The organism is Methylocella sp., from assembly GCA_037200525.1.
Classification (GTDB): Bacteria; Pseudomonadota; Alphaproteobacteria; order Rhizobiales; family Beijerinckiaceae; genus Methylocapsa.
Genome location: JBBCGG010000001.1, coordinates 1,057,565 through 1,073,213 on the forward strand (window position 1 = coordinate 1,057,565; position 15,649 = coordinate 1,073,213).

Annotated in this window: 26 protein-coding genes and 4 pseudogenes; 7 read left to right on the plus strand and 23 right to left on the minus strand. The window is 59.3% G+C overall.

Annotated features, from left to right (window positions below; translation table 11 throughout):
• Positions 1-12: 12 nt before the first annotated feature.
• The gene (locus tag WDN46_04870; protein MEJ0092765.1) at positions 13-207 is read right to left on the minus strand and encodes a hypothetical protein; all 195 of its coding nucleotides are present in this window, start codon (positions 205-207) and stop codon (positions 13-15) included.
• A 105-nt stretch (positions 208-312) separates the two neighbouring features.
• On the opposite strand from WDN46_04870, the pseudogene WDN46_04875 reads away from it, so the two are divergent.
• Positions 313-1,110, plus strand: a pseudogene (locus tag WDN46_04875) (IS3 family transposase).
• A 46-nt stretch (positions 1,111-1,156) separates the two neighbouring features.
• Here WDN46_04875 and WDN46_04880 read toward each other — a convergent pair.
• A complete protein-coding gene (locus tag WDN46_04880; protein ID MEJ0092766.1) occupies positions 1,157-1,285 on the minus strand; it encodes a hypothetical protein in 129 nt (42 codons plus the stop codon).
• Between WDN46_04880 and WDN46_04885 the strand changes: the two are divergent.
• The 3 genes and pseudogenes from WDN46_04885 (at position 1,238) to WDN46_04895 (ending at position 2,714) form a co-directional block, all read left to right on the plus strand.
• Positions 1,238-1,360: pseudogene (locus WDN46_04885) on the plus strand (LysR family transcriptional regulator). The gene WDN46_04880 and the pseudogene WDN46_04885 overlap by 48 nt on opposite strands.
• Before the next feature lie 71 nt (positions 1,361-1,431).
• Positions 1,432-1,830, plus strand: a complete 399-nt coding sequence (locus WDN46_04890) for a hypothetical protein (GenBank protein ID MEJ0092767.1) — start codon at positions 1,432-1,434, stop codon at positions 1,828-1,830.
• Positions 1,831-1,968: 138 nt separating this feature from the next.
• Positions 1,969-2,714 (plus strand): annotated as a pseudogene (locus tag WDN46_04895) (alpha/beta hydrolase).
• Positions 2,715-2,800: 86 nt separating this feature from the next.
• On the opposite strand, the gene WDN46_04900 reads toward WDN46_04895, so the two are convergent.
• A complete protein-coding gene (locus tag WDN46_04900; protein ID MEJ0092768.1) occupies positions 2,801-3,118 on the minus strand; it encodes an SDR family oxidoreductase in 318 nt (105 codons plus the stop codon).
• Between the two features lie 268 nt (positions 3,119-3,386).
• On the opposite strand from WDN46_04900, the gene WDN46_04905 reads away from it, so the two are divergent.
• Positions 3,387-3,605: a hypothetical protein gene (locus tag WDN46_04905; GenBank protein ID MEJ0092769.1), complete on the plus strand. Its 219-nt coding sequence runs from the start codon at positions 3,387-3,389 to the stop codon at positions 3,603-3,605.
• A gap of 201 nt (positions 3,606-3,806) precedes the next feature.
• A complete protein-coding gene (locus tag WDN46_04910; protein MEJ0092770.1) occupies positions 3,807-5,129 on the plus strand; it encodes a nucleotide disphospho-sugar-binding domain-containing protein in 1,323 nt (440 codons plus the stop codon).
• Positions 5,130-5,243: 114 nt separating this feature from the next.
• On the opposite strand, the gene WDN46_04915 is transcribed toward WDN46_04910, so the two are convergent.
• The 3 genes and pseudogenes from WDN46_04915 to WDN46_04925 form a co-directional block, all read right to left on the minus strand.
• Positions 5,244-5,867 carry an IS5 family transposase gene (locus WDN46_04915; protein MEJ0092771.1) on the minus strand — a complete coding sequence of 208 codons (624 nt, stop codon included), beginning with the start codon at positions 5,865-5,867 and terminating at the stop codon, positions 5,244-5,246.
• A pseudogene (locus WDN46_04920) lies at positions 5,834-6,004 on the minus strand (transposase). Before WDN46_04920 ends, WDN46_04915 begins: the two are co-directional and overlap by 34 nt.
• 89 nt (positions 6,005-6,093) lie before the next feature.
• Entirely contained in the window at positions 6,094-6,351 is a 258-nt protein-coding gene (locus tag WDN46_04925; protein MEJ0092772.1) for a hypothetical protein, read from the minus strand.
• A gap of 183 nt (positions 6,352-6,534) precedes the next feature.
• Here WDN46_04925 and WDN46_04930 point away from each other — a divergent pair, with 183 nt between their 5' ends.
• Positions 6,535-6,723 carry a hypothetical protein gene (locus tag WDN46_04930; protein ID MEJ0092773.1) on the plus strand — a complete coding sequence of 63 codons (189 nt, stop codon included), beginning with the start codon at positions 6,535-6,537 and terminating at the stop codon, positions 6,721-6,723.
• A gap of 192 nt (positions 6,724-6,915) precedes the next feature.
• Here WDN46_04930 and WDN46_04935 read toward each other — a convergent pair whose 3' ends face one another.
• The 17 genes from WDN46_04935 to WDN46_05015 all read right to left on the minus strand — a co-directional run bounded on the left by WDN46_04935 (position 6,916) and on the right by WDN46_05015 (position 15,483).
• Positions 6,916-7,143 carry a hypothetical protein gene (locus WDN46_04935; protein MEJ0092774.1) on the minus strand — a complete coding sequence of 76 codons (228 nt, stop codon included), beginning with the start codon at positions 7,141-7,143 and terminating at the stop codon, positions 6,916-6,918.
• Complete coding sequence (locus WDN46_04940; protein MEJ0092775.1) at positions 7,143-7,361, minus strand: hypothetical protein; 219 nt, start codon at positions 7,359-7,361, stop codon at positions 7,143-7,145. Before WDN46_04940 ends, WDN46_04935 begins: the two co-directional genes overlap by 1 nt.
• A gap of 3 nt (positions 7,362-7,364) precedes the next feature.
• A complete protein-coding gene (locus tag WDN46_04945; protein MEJ0092776.1) occupies positions 7,365-8,228 on the minus strand; it encodes a hypothetical protein in 864 nt (287 codons plus the stop codon).
• Between the two features lie 383 nt (positions 8,229-8,611).
• Positions 8,612-8,878, minus strand: coding sequence for a hypothetical protein (locus tag WDN46_04950; protein ID MEJ0092777.1), 267 nt, complete (start codon positions 8,876-8,878; stop codon positions 8,612-8,614).
• Positions 8,879-9,319: 441 nt separating this feature from the next.
• Positions 9,320-9,541: a hypothetical protein gene (locus WDN46_04955; protein ID MEJ0092778.1), complete on the minus strand. Its 222-nt coding sequence runs from the start codon at positions 9,539-9,541 to the stop codon at positions 9,320-9,322.
• Positions 9,542-9,552: 11 nt separating this feature from the next.
• Positions 9,553-9,951 carry an HNH endonuclease signature motif containing protein gene (locus tag WDN46_04960; GenBank protein MEJ0092779.1) on the minus strand — a complete coding sequence of 133 codons (399 nt, stop codon included), beginning with the start codon at positions 9,949-9,951 and terminating at the stop codon, positions 9,553-9,555.
• Positions 9,948-10,472, minus strand: coding sequence for a hypothetical protein (locus WDN46_04965; protein MEJ0092780.1), 525 nt, complete (start codon positions 10,470-10,472; stop codon positions 9,948-9,950). Before WDN46_04965 ends, WDN46_04960 begins: the two co-directional genes overlap by 4 nt.
• Complete coding sequence (locus tag WDN46_04970; GenBank protein MEJ0092781.1) at positions 10,469-11,083, minus strand: lambda exonuclease family protein; 615 nt, start codon at positions 11,081-11,083, stop codon at positions 10,469-10,471. The genes WDN46_04965 and WDN46_04970 overlap by 4 nt, the downstream gene beginning before the upstream one ends.
• Position 11,084: 1 nt before the next feature.
• Positions 11,085-11,387, minus strand: a complete 303-nt coding sequence (locus WDN46_04975; protein MEJ0092782.1) for a hypothetical protein — start codon at positions 11,385-11,387, stop codon at positions 11,085-11,087.
• A gap of 8 nt (positions 11,388-11,395) precedes the next feature.
• Positions 11,396-12,394 carry a hypothetical protein gene (locus tag WDN46_04980; protein MEJ0092783.1) on the minus strand — a complete coding sequence of 333 codons (999 nt, stop codon included), beginning with the start codon at positions 12,392-12,394 and terminating at the stop codon, positions 11,396-11,398.
• On the minus strand, positions 12,394-13,209 hold the full coding sequence (locus tag WDN46_04985; GenBank protein MEJ0092784.1) for an ERF family protein: 816 nt from the start codon (positions 13,207-13,209) through the stop codon (positions 12,394-12,396). The genes WDN46_04980 and WDN46_04985 overlap by 1 nt, the downstream gene beginning before the upstream one ends.
• Positions 13,206-13,520 carry a hypothetical protein gene (locus tag WDN46_04990; GenBank protein MEJ0092785.1) on the minus strand — a complete coding sequence of 105 codons (315 nt, stop codon included), beginning with the start codon at positions 13,518-13,520 and terminating at the stop codon, positions 13,206-13,208. Before WDN46_04990 ends, WDN46_04985 begins: the two co-directional genes overlap by 4 nt.
• Positions 13,517-13,963 (minus strand): hypothetical protein, encoded by a 447-nt coding sequence (locus WDN46_04995; protein MEJ0092786.1) that lies wholly within the window; start codon positions 13,961-13,963, stop codon positions 13,517-13,519. The genes WDN46_04990 and WDN46_04995 overlap by 4 nt, the downstream gene beginning before the upstream one ends.
• Positions 13,960-14,196, minus strand: a complete 237-nt coding sequence (locus WDN46_05000) for a hypothetical protein (protein MEJ0092787.1) — start codon at positions 14,194-14,196, stop codon at positions 13,960-13,962. The genes WDN46_04995 and WDN46_05000 overlap by 4 nt, the downstream gene beginning before the upstream one ends.
• The gene (locus tag WDN46_05005) at positions 14,193-14,432 is read right to left on the minus strand and encodes a hypothetical protein (protein MEJ0092788.1); all 240 of its coding nucleotides are present in this window, start codon (positions 14,430-14,432) and stop codon (positions 14,193-14,195) included. Before WDN46_05005 ends, WDN46_05000 begins: the two co-directional genes overlap by 4 nt.
• Entirely contained in the window at positions 14,429-14,800 is a 372-nt protein-coding gene (locus tag WDN46_05010; GenBank protein MEJ0092789.1) for a hypothetical protein, read from the minus strand. The genes WDN46_05005 and WDN46_05010 overlap by 4 nt, the downstream gene beginning before the upstream one ends.
• Positions 14,797-15,483, minus strand: a complete 687-nt coding sequence (locus WDN46_05015; GenBank protein MEJ0092790.1) for a pentapeptide repeat-containing protein — start codon at positions 15,481-15,483, stop codon at positions 14,797-14,799. The genes WDN46_05010 and WDN46_05015 overlap by 4 nt, the downstream gene beginning before the upstream one ends.
• Positions 15,484-15,649 lie beyond the last annotated feature (166 nt).

The window sequence follows — 15,649 nt, forward strand, 5'->3', positions numbered from 1 at the left end:
ATATCGAAGATATTACCATATAGTATTTTGGGCCTCGCGATCTTTATTGGCCGTCTGTCTGGAATAGGCCAATTCCGGCTGCATCTTCACACAATTTTCATACTCGCCGGAGCGGCGTCTTGCCGCGGGGTCTCCGCGAACGGAGCGGGTCAGCGGATCGGTCGGCGCGATGTTGGTTTGCAATGCGGCGTCAGCGCCGATGAGCATGCGGACGGCGCCGCGCGGGACTTCGAGGACAAATTGCGCCAGATCCCGTTTTGCACGATCGCAGCATGAGGCGGGCAGGACGGCGTGTCACGGCTACAGTTCGAGCGTAAGGCCTGCGCTTTGACGCGCCAGCATCGGTCTACTCAAAGGAAGCCGATGATCTCGAACCCTCACACCGCAATTCGGCAAAGGATGCACGAGGTTGTTCGGACCCGCATCCGCTATGGTTACCGGCGCTTGCACATCATGCTGAAGCGCGAAGGCTGGTCGATCGGGCGCAACCTCATCTACCGGATCTACCGCGAGGAAGGCCTCGTCCTGCGCAGCAAGCGGCCGCGACGTCGCAAGATGGTCGTACATCGAGAAGCACGCTGTTGTCCGAAACGGCCGAATGAAGCTTGGAGCCTCGACTTCGTGCATGACCAGCTCAGCAATGGGCAGAGGTTCCGAACTCTGGCAGTTGTTGACGTGTTCAGTCGAGAGAGTCTGGCGATCGAAGTCGGGCAGCGTCTGCGCGACGAACACGTGGTTGAATGTTTGAACCGTCTCGTGCGTCAGCACGCAGCCCCCAAGTATCTTTTTGCCGACAATGGCGCTGAATTTACCGGTCATCTGGTCGATCTGTGGGCTTATCATCACGGCACGCGGCTTGACTTCTCAAGGCCAGGCAAGCCGACGGATAACGCCTTTATCGAAACGTTCAACGGCTCGTTCAGGGATGAATGCCTGAACCTGCATTGGTTCGAGAGCATCGATGAAGCGAAGGTCCAGATCGAGGCTTGGAGACGGGACTATAATGAGAGCCGTCCTGACATGGGCCTTGGAAATCAAACGCCGCAGGAATATCGTTTACAGGCAAGTACTTTGGTGGAAGCAAAGGACGTAGCAGCCGTCGAAAACTAACTCTGGAAATGGACCACCAAAGCCAAGCGCTTCAACCCAATCTGAACTAACATTCAAACTGGATCACCCGATTGGGGCAGGCCAAGAGATCGACGAGACCGAACGGGTGGCCGTCGGCGAGTTCCATATGCCCCGCGGCGAGCTGGTTCTGACCGCCCCGGTCCTTTTCGGCCACCTACACATCCTTCCCGTCGTCACGGATTTTTTGGCGGCCTATCCGGAGATCGACATCCGGCTGCTGCTATCGGACCGGAATCTTCAGCTGCTCGACCACCATGTCGATATCGCGGTGCGAACCGGCCCCTGCCGGATAGCAGCCTGGTGGCCACGCGCATCGGCGCGATGCGGACGGTGGTGTGCGCCAGCCCTAAGCTCATCGCCGGGCACGGCCGGCCCGAAAAGCCGGAGGATCTGGCCGCATTGCCGACCGTCACGTTCGACTTCCTCACGGGGCACGCTTCCCCTGAAGATGCGGGTCTTCCTGGATTCTGCGATGGGCTGCATGAGGGAGAGGCTGAAGTCCCTTTAGAGCCGGATGCGATCAGGTCGAACCGATCTGATCGGACGTGCATGATGAGCGCGGCGGGAACGACGGCGGTGCTGTTTTGCGCGATAGGTGGCAAGCTTTGGCGTCCAGGCGGCATGATTGAAAGCGGGACAAGCGGGCTATCGGCCATCGGGCGGCGAGATGCGGCAGCACGAGTAACAACACTTACATAGAGTAACTCGCCTTACGGTCCATTTGGTGCGGCCAACCGGCTCACATTACGAGCGGTTTTACTAACGCGCACAACCGGTAGGCGGGAGTCAAAAATGACTACAACCGATCCACGCTACACCGCTGGCACTTCTCGCCGCCATGGCTGGCCTTTGAGCTCCGATGACTGGGATACGCAGATGCTGTTCTTCCTCCAGCACGGCTATCGTGTCATCGGCATCGACCACCGCGGACATGGGCGCTCGAGCCAGGTTTCAGATGGGCACGATATGGATCATTACGCGGCCGACGCAGCGGCCGTCGTGGATCATCTGGACCTTCGAAACGCCGTGCATATCGGCCATTCGACGGGAGGCGGTGAAGTGGCGCGCCATGTCGCGCGGCACGGGAAGGGGCGCGTCGCCAAGGCCGTGCTGATGTCCGCGGTCGCTCCGCTCATGCTGAAGACACCGAGCAATCCGGACGGGCTTCCCGTCGAGGTAATCGACGGGCTGCGCGCCGGCCTGGAAGCCAACCGAACGCAATTCTATCGCGACGTTCCGGCGGGGCCGTTTTATGGTTTCAATCGTCCTGGCGCGAAGCCGATCGAAGACGTGATTCAGAACTGGTGGCGCAGGTCATGATGGGTGGCGCCAAGGCCCACTACGATGGCATCAAGGCGTTTTCGGAGACCGATTTCACCGAAGACCTCAAAAGCATCGAAGTGCCGACGCTCGTGATGCACGGTAACGATGACCAGATCGTCCCCTACAAAGATGCAGCCTCACTCTCGGCAAAGATTCTGAAGAACAGTACGCTGAAGATCTATATAGGCTTTCCGCACGGTATGCTCACCACACACGCCGATGTCATCAACCAAGACCTCCTTGCGTTCATTCGCGGGTAAAGTGCCCGGGGCGGCCCTCCGCTCCACGACGGGGGGCCGCAGTTGAGTAATTTCAAAAAAGAGGGAAAGCGGCGAGAATGCCCCGCTTATACTGCGGCTTTTCCGATCGACCCGCCACCGTCGACAAACAGGGTCTGTCCTGTGATGTAGCTCGCCTCCTCCGAGAGTAGGAACGCGACGGCGGCAGCTATCTCGTCGGGCTGCGCAAGACGGCGCATAGGGATGTTCGACAAGAAGATTCGTTCGGCCTCGCTGCCCACAGGCGTATTGCGGCGGAACAACTCCGTCCCCACCGGGCCTGGCGCCACGGAGTTCACGGTGATGCCAGTCTCTGCGAGTTCGAGCGCCCAGGTTCGTGTGAAACTGCCAAGCGCCGACTTGCGTCGCGAGCGCCCGGCTGCCATTCAAGCGCGGCGGGCTCGGCTTTGTCGGCGACGGCGTCGTCAGCCACGGGCAAGGGCCTGCATTGATCATCAAGCCCGTGCGAGGCGAGGTAGGTTTTCCTCGAAATGATCCTTTGGCCGCAACGGGGCTCTGTCATTACCGAATGCCCAGGCGCGCTTTGATTTCGCGCTTTTGACCGCGCAACCACGTGAGGCGAGTCGCCGACGATTGGCTATCCCATAAAGGCGGCCGGGGGAGGCGCTTCATTTCCGCGTCAACTCGGTCTTGATGAGCGAATTGCTCGCCATTGACCCGGGCGTGCTGCGCGGTTCGGCGGTTGATCAAATCAGACATTCGAGCCGCATCGGTCATCGGTTGTTCGGTCACGGTCGGTTCCTCTTTTTCAGCCGGATCGACGCGACGATAACGCTCGACGTCATGATCCTGTGTGTCTGTTCCGCCTACCAGGCAGCGATGTCGTCGGTCATCGAAATCCGTCCTTCATAACGAAGCGACCAGTCATCGCTAGCATATTTCTGCCGCGAAGTCAAAGCAGCCGCTCTCGGCACCACAGTGGGGGCCTGACCAGATGACCGCGTGTCAGAGATTACGGAGGCAACAACTTTGCGTCGCGCCGAAATTATGCCGACACGGGGCCGTGCCACTGTGATCACTGCGCTTTTTCAACGATCAGAGTGACAGGACCGCATGAACGTTCTCATCGCTTCTACCCCCGCGACGGGTCATCTCAATCCGCTGCTTGCGGTCGGACATACTTTAATCGCCGAAGGCCACGAGGTCGTAGGCTTGTCGGGCAGCGCTATGCGCAAACGAATTGAGGGCATCGGCGCATCATTCCGCGCCTTGCCGCCGGAAGCGGATCGCGATCTGCGTGATATCCGTTCGCTGTTTCCCGAAATCGCGGCCATTCCCCCGGGACCGCGATTCTCACGCTTCCTCTTCAAGCTTCTGTTCGTAGACACCCTACGCGCGCAACACGAAGGATTGCGACAGGTACTGCAGGACTTCCCGGCCGACGTCATCATCGCCGACAGTCTGTTTCTCGGTACGTTGCCGATGCTGCTCGGACTGCGGTCCGTACGTCCAGCGATCGTGTTCTGCGGAACTACGCCTCTCCTTTGGCATCGTGACGACGGAGCGCCCGGGGGTGCCGGTTTGGCGCCTGCAAGCAACGAGGCGCAGCGCGAGGAATATGCCGGCATTTTCAAAGAGCACGAATCCATTTTTTTTGAGCCAGTGCGCCGCTACTTGAATGATTGCTTGGCCGACATGGACATCGAGCCTTTGTCCATGAACATTCTTGATGCCCTCGTCGAGCTTCCAGATGCCCATCTGCAGTTGACGACTCCAAGTTTCGAGTTTCCTCGTCAGGATTTGCCGGACTCGGTGCATTTCGTGGGGGCTCTCCCAATAATCCCGAACCAAGCCCCGCTCCCGCCTTGGACGCATGAATTGGACGACCCGCGCAAGGTTGTCCTGGTCACCCAGGGAACATTTTCGAATTTCGATTTCGGGCAGCTAGTCATCCCGACGCTGATCGCGCTCGCAAATGAGCCTGATTTGCTCGTGGTCGTTACCGCTGGCGGACGTCGGCTTGAGGCCATACCCGGTCCGATCCCCAGCAATGCGCGCCTAGCCAGCTATTTGCCGTTCGAATGGGTGCTGCCAAAAATCGACGCCTTTGTCACCAACGGCGGTTATGGCAGCGTCAATCAGGCTTTGGGCTTTGGCGTTCCCATTGTCAGCGCGGGGCTGAGCGAAGTCAAAGCGGATGTAAGCGCGCGTGTCGCCTGGTCCGGAGTTGGCATAGATCTTAAGACCGACGAGCCGACGCCATCAGTCCTCCGCGAGGCGATTCGCGCTGTCTTGGACAAACCGAATTACCGCTCGCGCGCGGCATCCCTGGCCAAGGAGTTCGCTAGCATCGACACGCGAGGCGAAATCCTGCGGATCATCAAGCAAGTCTCGCATGTTCCAACTGATCAGGGCGCGCCGGTTTACGCGAAGTAACGCGGAAAGACGACTCGTGCTGGTCGATGTCGCGACGACTTGGGCCTGACGCGCAGGCTCGACCTCGCGCGCAACTGCCAACAGCAACGTTTGGTGATCGTCTAGGCTCAGGACTCATTGATTGAGATAGAAGAGGACGGCGGCTGCGATGCAGATGGCGGAGAAGAAGGTGTGGGCGCATCGATCATAGCGGGTTGCGATGCGCCGCCAGTCCTTGAGCTTGGCGAACATGTTCTCGATTTTGTGACGCTGGCGGTAGAGCGTCTTGTCATAGGCAATGGGAAGCTTGCGGCTTCTGGTTGGCGGGATGCAGGGCTCGACGCCCCTGGCCTTCAGCGCGGCGCGGAACCAGTTGCTGTCGTAGCCCCTGTCGGCGATCAACATTGAAGCGGGCGGTAAAGCCTTGAGCATCAGCCGCGCGCCCTTGTGGTCGCTCATCTGGCCCTCCGAGAGCAACATGACGAGGGGCTTGCCGGCGCCGTCGCAAACGACGTGGAGCTTCGAGTTCAGTCCGCCTTTCGTGCGCCCGATACGGCGGGGAAGAGCCCCTTTTTGAGCAGGCTCGCCGCTGTGCGATGCGCCTTCAGATGCGTGGCGTCGATCATGATGCGCTCGGGCTTTGGACCTTCGCCAGCGAGCGCGGCGAATATGCGGTCGAAGACGCCGAGCCGGCTCCAGCGGATGAAGCGATTGTAAAGCGTCTTGTGCGGCCCGTAATCCTTGGGCGCATCTTTCCATTGCAGGCCGTTGCGGATCACATAGACGATTCCGCTGACCACCCGACGGTCGTCAACCCGCGGAACGCCATGCGACAGAGGAAAATGCGGCGCAAGCCGCGCCATCTGCCGCTCGCCCAACAAAAACAAATCACTCATCCCAGCCTCCCCATGCGGAGACCAGGAATCACATCTCAGGCAAATTTAATAGGTCCTGAGCCTAGTTCGTCCGTCGCTTGTTAGCGCGCTCATTCGCCCAGCTCCAATTTCCCCATGGCCTCGGCCAGAACGAACAGATTCCGCTTCTCCAAAACCGCCGCAGCCTTCTCGCGCACCGCCTCAAGCGTGCTCTGGCGGATGGCGGCGAGTTCGGGTTCGATGATGGCAAGCGCCGCATCCGCAAGTCCAAGCTCGACATCGCGTCTAAGATTAAGGTCGTAATCAGGACGAACGAAAGGTATTCTCCTGCCAAGAGCTGTCGCAAGGCGCTTGCGTAAATCATCCATTGGGGTTGTCCTCGTCTTTGGATGTGAGCCAGCCACACCTCCAATCATCATGCGCTATCGTTCCCCGGTCATATGGGTTTGTGGTTATGGCAAGACCATCTAGGTGCGCGTCGTAGCCTTCGCGCCATTCGTCGCTCATGGCTTGCTCTCTCCATCGACCGGCGCGGCATCGAGACGCAAATATTGAAAGACGATCCACGTCATCGCAGCTTCAACCGTAGGGAAGTGGAGCCAAGGGCGACTCCGACCACCAAACTCCTCGCCATCCCGCTCATCGTTGACGAGCACGTCACCAGGCCTGCCACGGATACGGAAGTGGCGACCGCCTTCGCCATCTATGTCCCAATGACCGGGATTCCGGAGGCAAACTGAAAACCAAGGGTTGCTCACGGCCTTGCATCCTCCGGTTCGATCGGCGCGGCTTTGCCGGCTTCGAGTGCAGCGATCAGCTTCGGTATCTTTCGCAAGAATACGGCTACAGGTCCGTCCTCTGTGTCGTGAAGACCCTTCACTCGCCAATCGTTATCCTCCCTGATTTGTGGAAGCCATGCTTTCAGTACAGGCTCAAGATCTCCCTTCGAAGTAAGCCTTCATCAAAGGATGATCGTCCCCAAGATCGCTGTACATCGGCACGACCTTGATTTCGAAACCATGATCACGCGCGATCAGGCCGCAATCAGTGCCTTCCGTCGCGTAGTGGAACATCGCCGGTCCAAACATCCCATCGGAATAGAGAACGATCTTGTCTGGAGCGGGCATATCGTCGTTTCTGACGCAGTCATATGGGCGCATTATTCGCTATCCTTCTGTTCGACCGGCGCGGCCTTGGCGCTACCGACACGCGGCGGGAGAAGCGCCGCCATTGGGCCGAACGCTTCGGCGTCGCTGACCGCCTCCAATTCCTGCACGGATACCCATTGACCGTCAGGATGTTTGCGGAAAAGCCAGCCATGGAATTTACCAGATGGGGCACAATTGACGGCGAGATCAGGGCTTATTTTGAAAAGCATAGCTCAATCCTTCTGCTCAGCCTGCGCGCCGTCGGAACCGAAGTTTATGGCGACGGTAGTTGGGGCTCCCCAACCGAGATCGATTGGCGGTGTTATGTCAACCGGCGCGGCGAGAGGAAGAACACGATTAAGAAAATCTCGGATGGCGACAAGTTCCGAATTTGGGATTTTTGCCCTTCGGATGCCGTCTTCCTCGTGAGATAGATTGTCATCATGGAATCCAAGGTAGCCGTCTCCGTTGTTGGAGCCATAGCCGGAAATGTTGACCGTAAGAACGCCATCAACGAAGGACAGAACTTCTCCGCGCTTAAGCCCGTCAGTAATTTGTGTACGTTTTTCGGACGCTGCGGCAAACTCTGCGGACCGACGCGGGCACGGCTTGCAGCGCGTTTCGTCGGTCTGATATCCAATAGGCGGGCAGCCCTCGCATAGGGTCAAAACAGCGGGTGTTGCCACAAGCCTCCGCACATCAACCGGAGGCTGCCCACTATGTGGCGGCACAGGGCTAGGCGCGGCGGCGAACTCTGCGGGCGGCTGTAAGCCCCGAAGCATTGCGGCCGCGAATATATGAGCGTCGGCGATGCCCGTGATGGCGCCCTTAGGTGATGTTTCGGCCATTGCATCATGCCACTGTACGCCCGCATCGCGCCCCGCGATCCATGCGCGCGTCTGTGCGGCTGCGAGTTCCCAGCCAGCTTCACTAAGCGCCTCTCGCCAGTTCGCAGCGTCTTCAATTGCAGTATCCCGCTCGGCCTCGGCCTTCTCGGCGCGCTCGCGCTCGGCTCCAATGTTGATGTTGGCTGCTGTGAGCGCAGCCTTGAGGCTGTCGCTAGTATTTCCATCACATTCCCAAAACGCGTTTTCCATCGCCTCCACCGCGTCCGGAGCCGCTTGCGCATCTTCGATGATCTGATCGCTTTAAGATTGGCCGCTGTAAGGGCATCAGCTATGTCTTGGCGAAGATGAGGAGAGCGCCCATACGCAAACGCATAGCCTCGCTTAGTGAACCTATCTCGCGCCGCTTCGACCGCATCGGAAGCCGCGCAGGCGGTTGAGATGATGGCATTGAGGCCATTGAAGCGCTTGGCTAAAACGTCACGCTCCTTTTCCACGGCGACGAGACGTGCGTTTAGACGCGCGTTTTCCTGATCAAGGACATCCACTCTATTCTTGAGCCCTGCGATCTCTGCTTCGTAAGCCGAGTCGCTGCGCATGGGGCTGGTGGGGGTGGGGGCGTGATTGGTCATGGCTCAATCCCCGTTGCGCTTGATCATATCGAAGATGAACCCGTCCATGGTCTGGTTGCCGTGCTTCTCGGCGCACGTCCGATGGGTGCGGTAGTAATAGCTGCGGTTGGCATAGCCGCCGATGTACATGATCGAGTGCGTTCGGATGTCGTCTGAGGTCAGCTTACAGCCGCAGAAAGGGCATGGAGCAACGTGTGGTGGATCGTAGGTGGGTTGATCAACAGCCTGCGACGGGTCGTCATACCATCCGTAAAACTGGTTCTGGCTCAATTGGTTTTCTCCTGGTCTCGGGCGGTGGTCACGACGCGCTCTCCTTTGCCGCGAGAGGGCGGGCGGCGATAAAGGCGGTCCTGCGTTGCTGGCCGGCTGCCCAGACATCCGTGTCGATTAGCGCTTTGTCGCGCCGCCGCTCCGCTCGGGTAGTCGTGGCGAGGATCCGCTCAACCCATCCGACGCAGCTAAATGTTCGGCACATGACCGGCCGTTGCGCGTAAATCGAGCACCTGCTGTCTTTCAGATAGACGCAGGCCCCGTCTTCACCATGCGGGAGAACCCATCCGATGTAGCTCGGAAGGGTTTAGGTCAGAAAAGGATTATCCAGTCTGTAGGCCTCGGGATACGCGGACGGATCATCACCTTTGACCAGGGCGACCAGTTCGCGGCGGCAGCAAGCCGAGCACGATCCGCAATCGACTTTCTCATCTGCGCCCATCACACGACTCCACGAAGAACAGAGCGCACCAAAGCGGATTGCCGCGCCATCTCTTGCAGCAGCCACCCCGGCTCGCGCGCGGGGAACAGCACGTCCTTGATCCGGTCTTCCGGTCGCACTGGCGCCGGATAGGCCTGCGAAATGGAGTCGAAAATCACCCCATCATAGCGCAGCGCTAGCGAGCCCTTTTCGACGTAGGCGTGAATTTGATCCAGATTCAATTTGGCGAAGATCAAGATGCTTCCTTCGTGTCTTGGTAGAGGGCGCGCGGCGGCAGAGCGGTACGGTCGAAACGGCGCTCTTTTGGCTCGGCTCGGCGCGATGGGATCTTTGCGCGGGTCTCATCTTTGATTCCGAGATGCGCATCCTTCTGGCGTTTAGCTTTGACGATCGCCGGCATGTCCTGCATCGCGGTCTTGACTTCAGCACATTCGAAATGGGCCGGGCCGCGGTTCGATAGGTCATTCGTGCCACCGAGACCCAGCGCGCGAATGTGCTCGTCGATCCAAACCTTTCGCGGGTCGATCGGTAATTTGCAGATTATGCAAATCCCGCCATGAGTTTCCCACATGGTCCGGCGCTGGGTTTTCGTCAGCGGCTTGCGCTTTGTGGTGGCGACATCCTGCATCATGCCGCTCGCCCGGCGTTCTCTTCGAGCTCCTTGCGCGTCACGCCGATCAAGGATTGCGCATAATCGAGCACCGCGTTTTTGGACTCGTTGAACGCTTTCTTGCCCATCGCGCGCTCGCTCTGGCTTTGGGCGGTCCAGATCGTCACGACGCACCGATCCACCAAGATCAGGGCGTATTCGTCATTGCTCGGGCGTACGAACATCTGCAGTTCGCGCGCCTCGGCGCCGGTCCGGGCGACAAATTGGCGAGAATCTGCGTATCCGCATTTGATCAGGGCGTACTTGCGCAAATGCTCGGGTGTGGGAAATTGCTCAGCACGGTTCTCTGGCAAATTCCGCCAGACTTCCTTGAGGGAGGCGAAATAATGGCCGCGCGACGCCTGCGAGACATTCTCGACCACGGCGAGCTTATAGGTTTCGCCTATGCAGAATTGCTTGTCTGCTTCGGCGGCGTTGCGCGGGCCGATCGGCGACATGGATTCGCCGTCCCATTTCCAGTGCAGCGCAATATCAGACATCATTTTCCCCAGGCGCGGATTTTCTCGACGGTCTCGTGCAGTTCAGCGCTGAAGGCGTCGACGGCCGCGCGAAGCCGGGCGATATATGCCTCGTCGCGATAGGCCCTCTTGATGAAGACCGGCATGCGGGGCCAGTACACCAGAAGGTCGATCCACTCGCGCTCGGCGACCCAAAGCGAGCCCTGGGTCTGCGCGACATGCTCGCTGGGAAACTCTCCCTTGAAGATTGTATCGATCAAGAGATCGCCGCGCTGGGTCTTGATTTCCAGCATTCCATCGCGGCCGAGCAAAGAATCCGGCGAGCACCCTTTGTTGTCGCTACGGATGAATCCGACACGCTTGGGGTCTAAATCGCGGCGCATGGCGTAATAGTCACGCGCCTCTGCCTCCATGACCTTGCCGCGCTCCATAGCGCCGTTGGTGAACGACTCCAGCGGCTCCCCGGTGACGACCTCGGCCGCCAGACGCCGGAGGTAGCTCGCGCGCGTCTTGCTCTCGCCGCCGTCCCTGCCTTTCATAATGAGGCAGGCGAATTCCGAGGCCGTGGGGATGCCGGAACGGACTTTTCTCCATTCGTCGGTTCCCTGCTCGATGTCCTCATAAATTTGCATCATGTCAAATCTCCTCCGTCGCGATTTCCGTCGCCGGAAGAGCGGACTTCAGGAGATCGGCAAGGGCGCGGAGGTGCGCTTCGGATTGACGGACGCGCTCCTCGGCCATTTTAAGATTGTGGATATACGCGTGAGCTTTCGTAGGCTCGACGACCAATCCGATCGGTAGATACACGTCCCTCCCGTAGGAATCCTTGAACTTGTGGCCAGGCATTGCCGTCATAGAACTGTACCCTGCGGCATTGGCGATCTCGCGCCCGGTAGCCTCAATCAGGTAGCCGTCGGCAGTGTTTCCGATGATTTTCATTTGTCGCCTCAGTAGGAAATTGTGACGTGGGGGATCAGCTTCTTAGCGATGAGCCCGATTACAGTACGCGCCTGATCTTCAGTGAGGCCGCCTTGGACAAGGGCGGCCGCAGCGGCGCGGTTTATTTGTCCGCAATGGTTTCGGTTGGCTTCACGAAGGGCAGCTTCTTTCGCCTCCCTATCGACGGCCTCGGCGGCTTCCCGCTTCAAGCGCTGCTCGGTTTCGAGGGCGCGTCGGTTGGCGGCCTCAGCGTCCAGCTTTAATTGCAGTTCCCGACGTTCGGCCGCTTCACGCTCGGCCTTGGCCGCAGCTTCAAGCTTCTCTCGTTCCGCCTTGGCGATAGCCGTCGCTCGCTCCTCGGCCTTAGCTTCGGCCTCGCGTCGGATCGTTTCGTCGCGATCTTTGGCCTCGCGCTCGGCCGCCAGCTTGCGTAACTCGGCAAGTTCGGCCTGCTCGGCTTCAAATTTCTCACGCTTCTCCAACGCCGCGCGTAAGCTGCGCAGACTGGCGTCCTTGGCGCGCGCATATTCCGGCTCAAATTCTTCGCAGTTGGCCGGGGTGATCTCGACGGCGTCTGAGGCTTGGATCAACTGGCGCAACTCGGCCGCCGTGACCTCGAGTGACGGCGAAGATAGAGCCGCGATCGCGTCGGTGTGTTTTTTTACGCGCGTCTCCTCTGCCGTCTCCCAATCGGTGAGTGGCTTGCGGACTTCCTCCTTCCAAGCATCCAACGTGTCGCGGATATGCTTCCGCGCTGCATCGATCTTCTTCGGAACGGCCTTTTGGTCGTCCGCGAGTTTTTTGCCGAGATCGTCCAGATAGGTTTTCGACCTCGCGACGCTGTAGGCGATGGCTGCGATATCCTTTCGTCCCCGAGCCGTCTTGATATCCGGGACGAAAGCGTCGATTTCCTTGCGGACCCGCGCCAGGATAGGGTCTATAGCGTTCTCAGTCGTGAAAACGGAGAAGACGGTCTGCGGCGGGATCGCGACGAGTTCCTGATTCATTATTCTCCCCTCGCTTTGCGGTTGGCGTCCGCCAACGTGTCGTTGATGACGCGAATGATTTCATCGAAGCGTCCGGCCGGAATCTGCTCAAAGCTTTCGGCCTTGAGGAATTTCAGAAGCTTCACCCGGTTCACGATTTTGGCCCGATCTATCAGCGCGTCGATTTCGGTAATCTGATCTTTCGATAGGAAAACCATGCCGCCACCGGCGCGCCCGTCATCGTCCTCGCTGCGCGTACTGCTCAGGTTCAAAAGCGCCATGGCGACGTATCGTTTGCCATAGCTGGTGGATGACCCCACGGCTTGAACCGCGTTCTTGCTGCCGGTGCTATCGTGCGGCAGCGTCATCGTGGTCTCTTCCTGATGGCCTCCCGCGTGACTCAAAATGCCGGTGACGGTGATCTTGCCGTCGCTGGCGAGGCCCGTGCGGAAAGAAATGGCAAACCCGTGCTTGCCGAGAACCGGGCGGATTGCCTGATTGATGTCGTCCCAGCGCGCATAAGGCGTTTCTTGCTGGATCTCGCCAGGCTTATCCTTTTTGTGGATCGTGATTTTGCCACGCTCTTCGATAATCGGAAGGTCAGGCTGCATGGCCGATAGAGCGGCGGAATAGGCGGTCTTCGCCCGGCCGGCCTCGACGCGCTCATACATCGCCATGAGCCGCTCCATCTTATCGACGTTGACGGAGGGATCGCGGGCGGCCTTGCCGATTACGGCGAGAAGGGAATCTCCATCCGACACGGGCGCGGAAACCACGGCGCCACGCCGATCATCGATGGCGACTATTGTCCTTGTTTGGGTCGCTTGCTCGTTCATTGTCGTCCCATCCCCGTTTCTTCGTACATTCCGAACCCGATGTTGCGACACCAAAGACCAAGCGCCTTATGAGCGGCCCTGGCCTTGTCCATGTCCTTCGATCCATTGTTACGGATACGGGGCGTGGACGAGCGGGAGGGGCGGCGCACGAATGGGTAGATCACCAGAGAGACGCCTTCGCCCTTGACTTTGGCGATCTCGTAATCGGCGGTGCTTTGCTCTACCGTGAGGCCCAAGGGTGCGACGGCGGCACGCCATTCTTCGATGAGGAGATCCCACTTCGCCAGGTTCCGCTTGCTCTCATCGTTCATTGCCGTCTCGCCTCCGCGATTGCACAGACATCGATGAGCCGCTGCCTGCCTTCGGGCTTGAGCGACGCGAACCGCTTAGCTTGGTAGCGGTCGTGACAATATTTCTGCGGGTCGTTTCCCATGGTGCTGGCGCCGACAGCGTCTTGCGGATCCGCGGCTATCGCGCAGGCTGATCGTGAAGCGTCCGTGTCGAAGATACTCTCCGCATGGACGCAGGAAGAAAGCGCACCGATGATGCTGACCACGCCAATCCCGACCATCACCCAACGCAATTGCGCGCGCACCGAGCTGGCGGCGTCGGGCGCCACTTCTCGAACTTCGTCGAGCCCGGAACTAAAAAGCTCGAACTCTTCGGGGGTGAAGCGGGCGCGCTCGTCGTGGCTAAGGACGCGATTAAAATAATTCGGATCATGGTCGCCTCCGAAGGCTGATAGGGTTTTCATTCGGCCGCCATCGCGATCTGCGCCGGCTCTGCGGCGCCCTCGGACATGATGGCGTTGAAGGCCGCGACCGCGCGCTCGAGCTGACTGTGCTCGACGCCATGCAAGCAGAACTGAAACTGCGAGGGCATATACGGCTCAGCGAGATCTATGATCTCGAACCATGTGAGGTTGCCGCACTCCACGGCGCTGAGCTTGACGCCATTATCGGCGTGGATTTTCGTGCTCGACCTCACGACATCCACCCGATCAAGAGACACACGCCAGCGACGAGCAGCATCGAGATGAGAAACTCGTCGATGAAATAGAGGCTGGCCAGCATTTCCGGTGCGCGATCAAGATCGCGGTGCTGGCCGTGATCAGACCACTTCGCGGCATATTCGGCGTGGGAGAAATAGCCCGCGTCCGCGTTGGCAAGATCGTAGGCGCGCTCGCGCTTCAGATCCATGGGGGTTCGGCTGATCTGGGTCACGCCCGTTCCCTCCGAGACCAATTTTCGGGGGATTTGGAATGCGCCAGCATCGCGTATGCGTGCTCGATCGGCGCGCGATCTAGGTTGAGGAGAAATCGTGCGCAGAGATCCCGCGCCTCCTGCGGTAGCTCGTCATAATCGTAGGTCTTGGCGAGTTCCGCCGCGACATCTTCGGTCACATCCCGCGCCGTGCCGGCGGTGAGGTTGATCTCGTAGATCGCGAGCAGATCGGGATATTGCTCCTCGGCGATATCTTCGAGCATCGTTGCGCGGGCGAGGGGGAATTCAGTTTCAAACGCGCCGGCGGCGGGATGCCCCACACGGCCGTCAGTGAAAGTCACAATGTGGTGGATGAGATCGGCGCTCATGATTGCACCGCACTTTCCGCGACGACCGTAGAATTCAGGCCGACGAGGTCCATGAACTCAACGATCATGCCTTCGGTGATTTTGGCGATTTGGCTATTCTCCGGGGTGTCGCCCTTATTGATGCCAAGGAACCAGCGCTCGACAGGCCTCGAGCTATCGGCCAGTCCGAGAGTGTCGTAATAAACCTGCCGGACGTTCGCGATCGTGCCGACCAGGCAAGCGCATTCGCCTTCGTAGGTCGATCCGTTGACGCGACCCTCGCGCAGAGCGGTCAGGAGCGCCGGAACCTCGGGGATAGCGCGCAGAAGAATATCGTACAGATCCGCCCGCACGGAGCGCAGGTTCGCGCCGATCAGGCTCGCGCCGCGCAGGTTCACGCCGTCCAGGCTCGCGCCGTCCAGGTTCGCGCCGCGCAGGCTCGCGCCGTCCAGGCTCGCGTCGCGCAGGTTCACGCCGTCCAGGTTCGCGCCGTCCAGGCTCGCGCCGCGCAGGTTCGCGCCGTCCAGGTTCGCGCCGATCAGGCTCGCGCCGTCCAGGTTCGCGCCGTCCAGGTTCGCGCGGTTAGAGACGCCCCATTTTACCGCCAGCCCGACCTTAATTGAGATCAGCGCATCATCTGCGCATTCGATCTCGGCCGTGAACTGAACGTCTCCGCTCCACCTATTTCTGATTTCGAATTGCATGTCGGCGCTCCATCGGGTTGATGGAGACGATAATGTATTGGATATTTCCAACCGTCAAGACAGAAAGTGGGATATATCCAAATTTTCTTTGAAGCGTTTCGGCTAGGCTGCTATCCTACGCATGCAAACGGGAGCCGGTTGCCCGACTCCCGTCCATCATTTGACC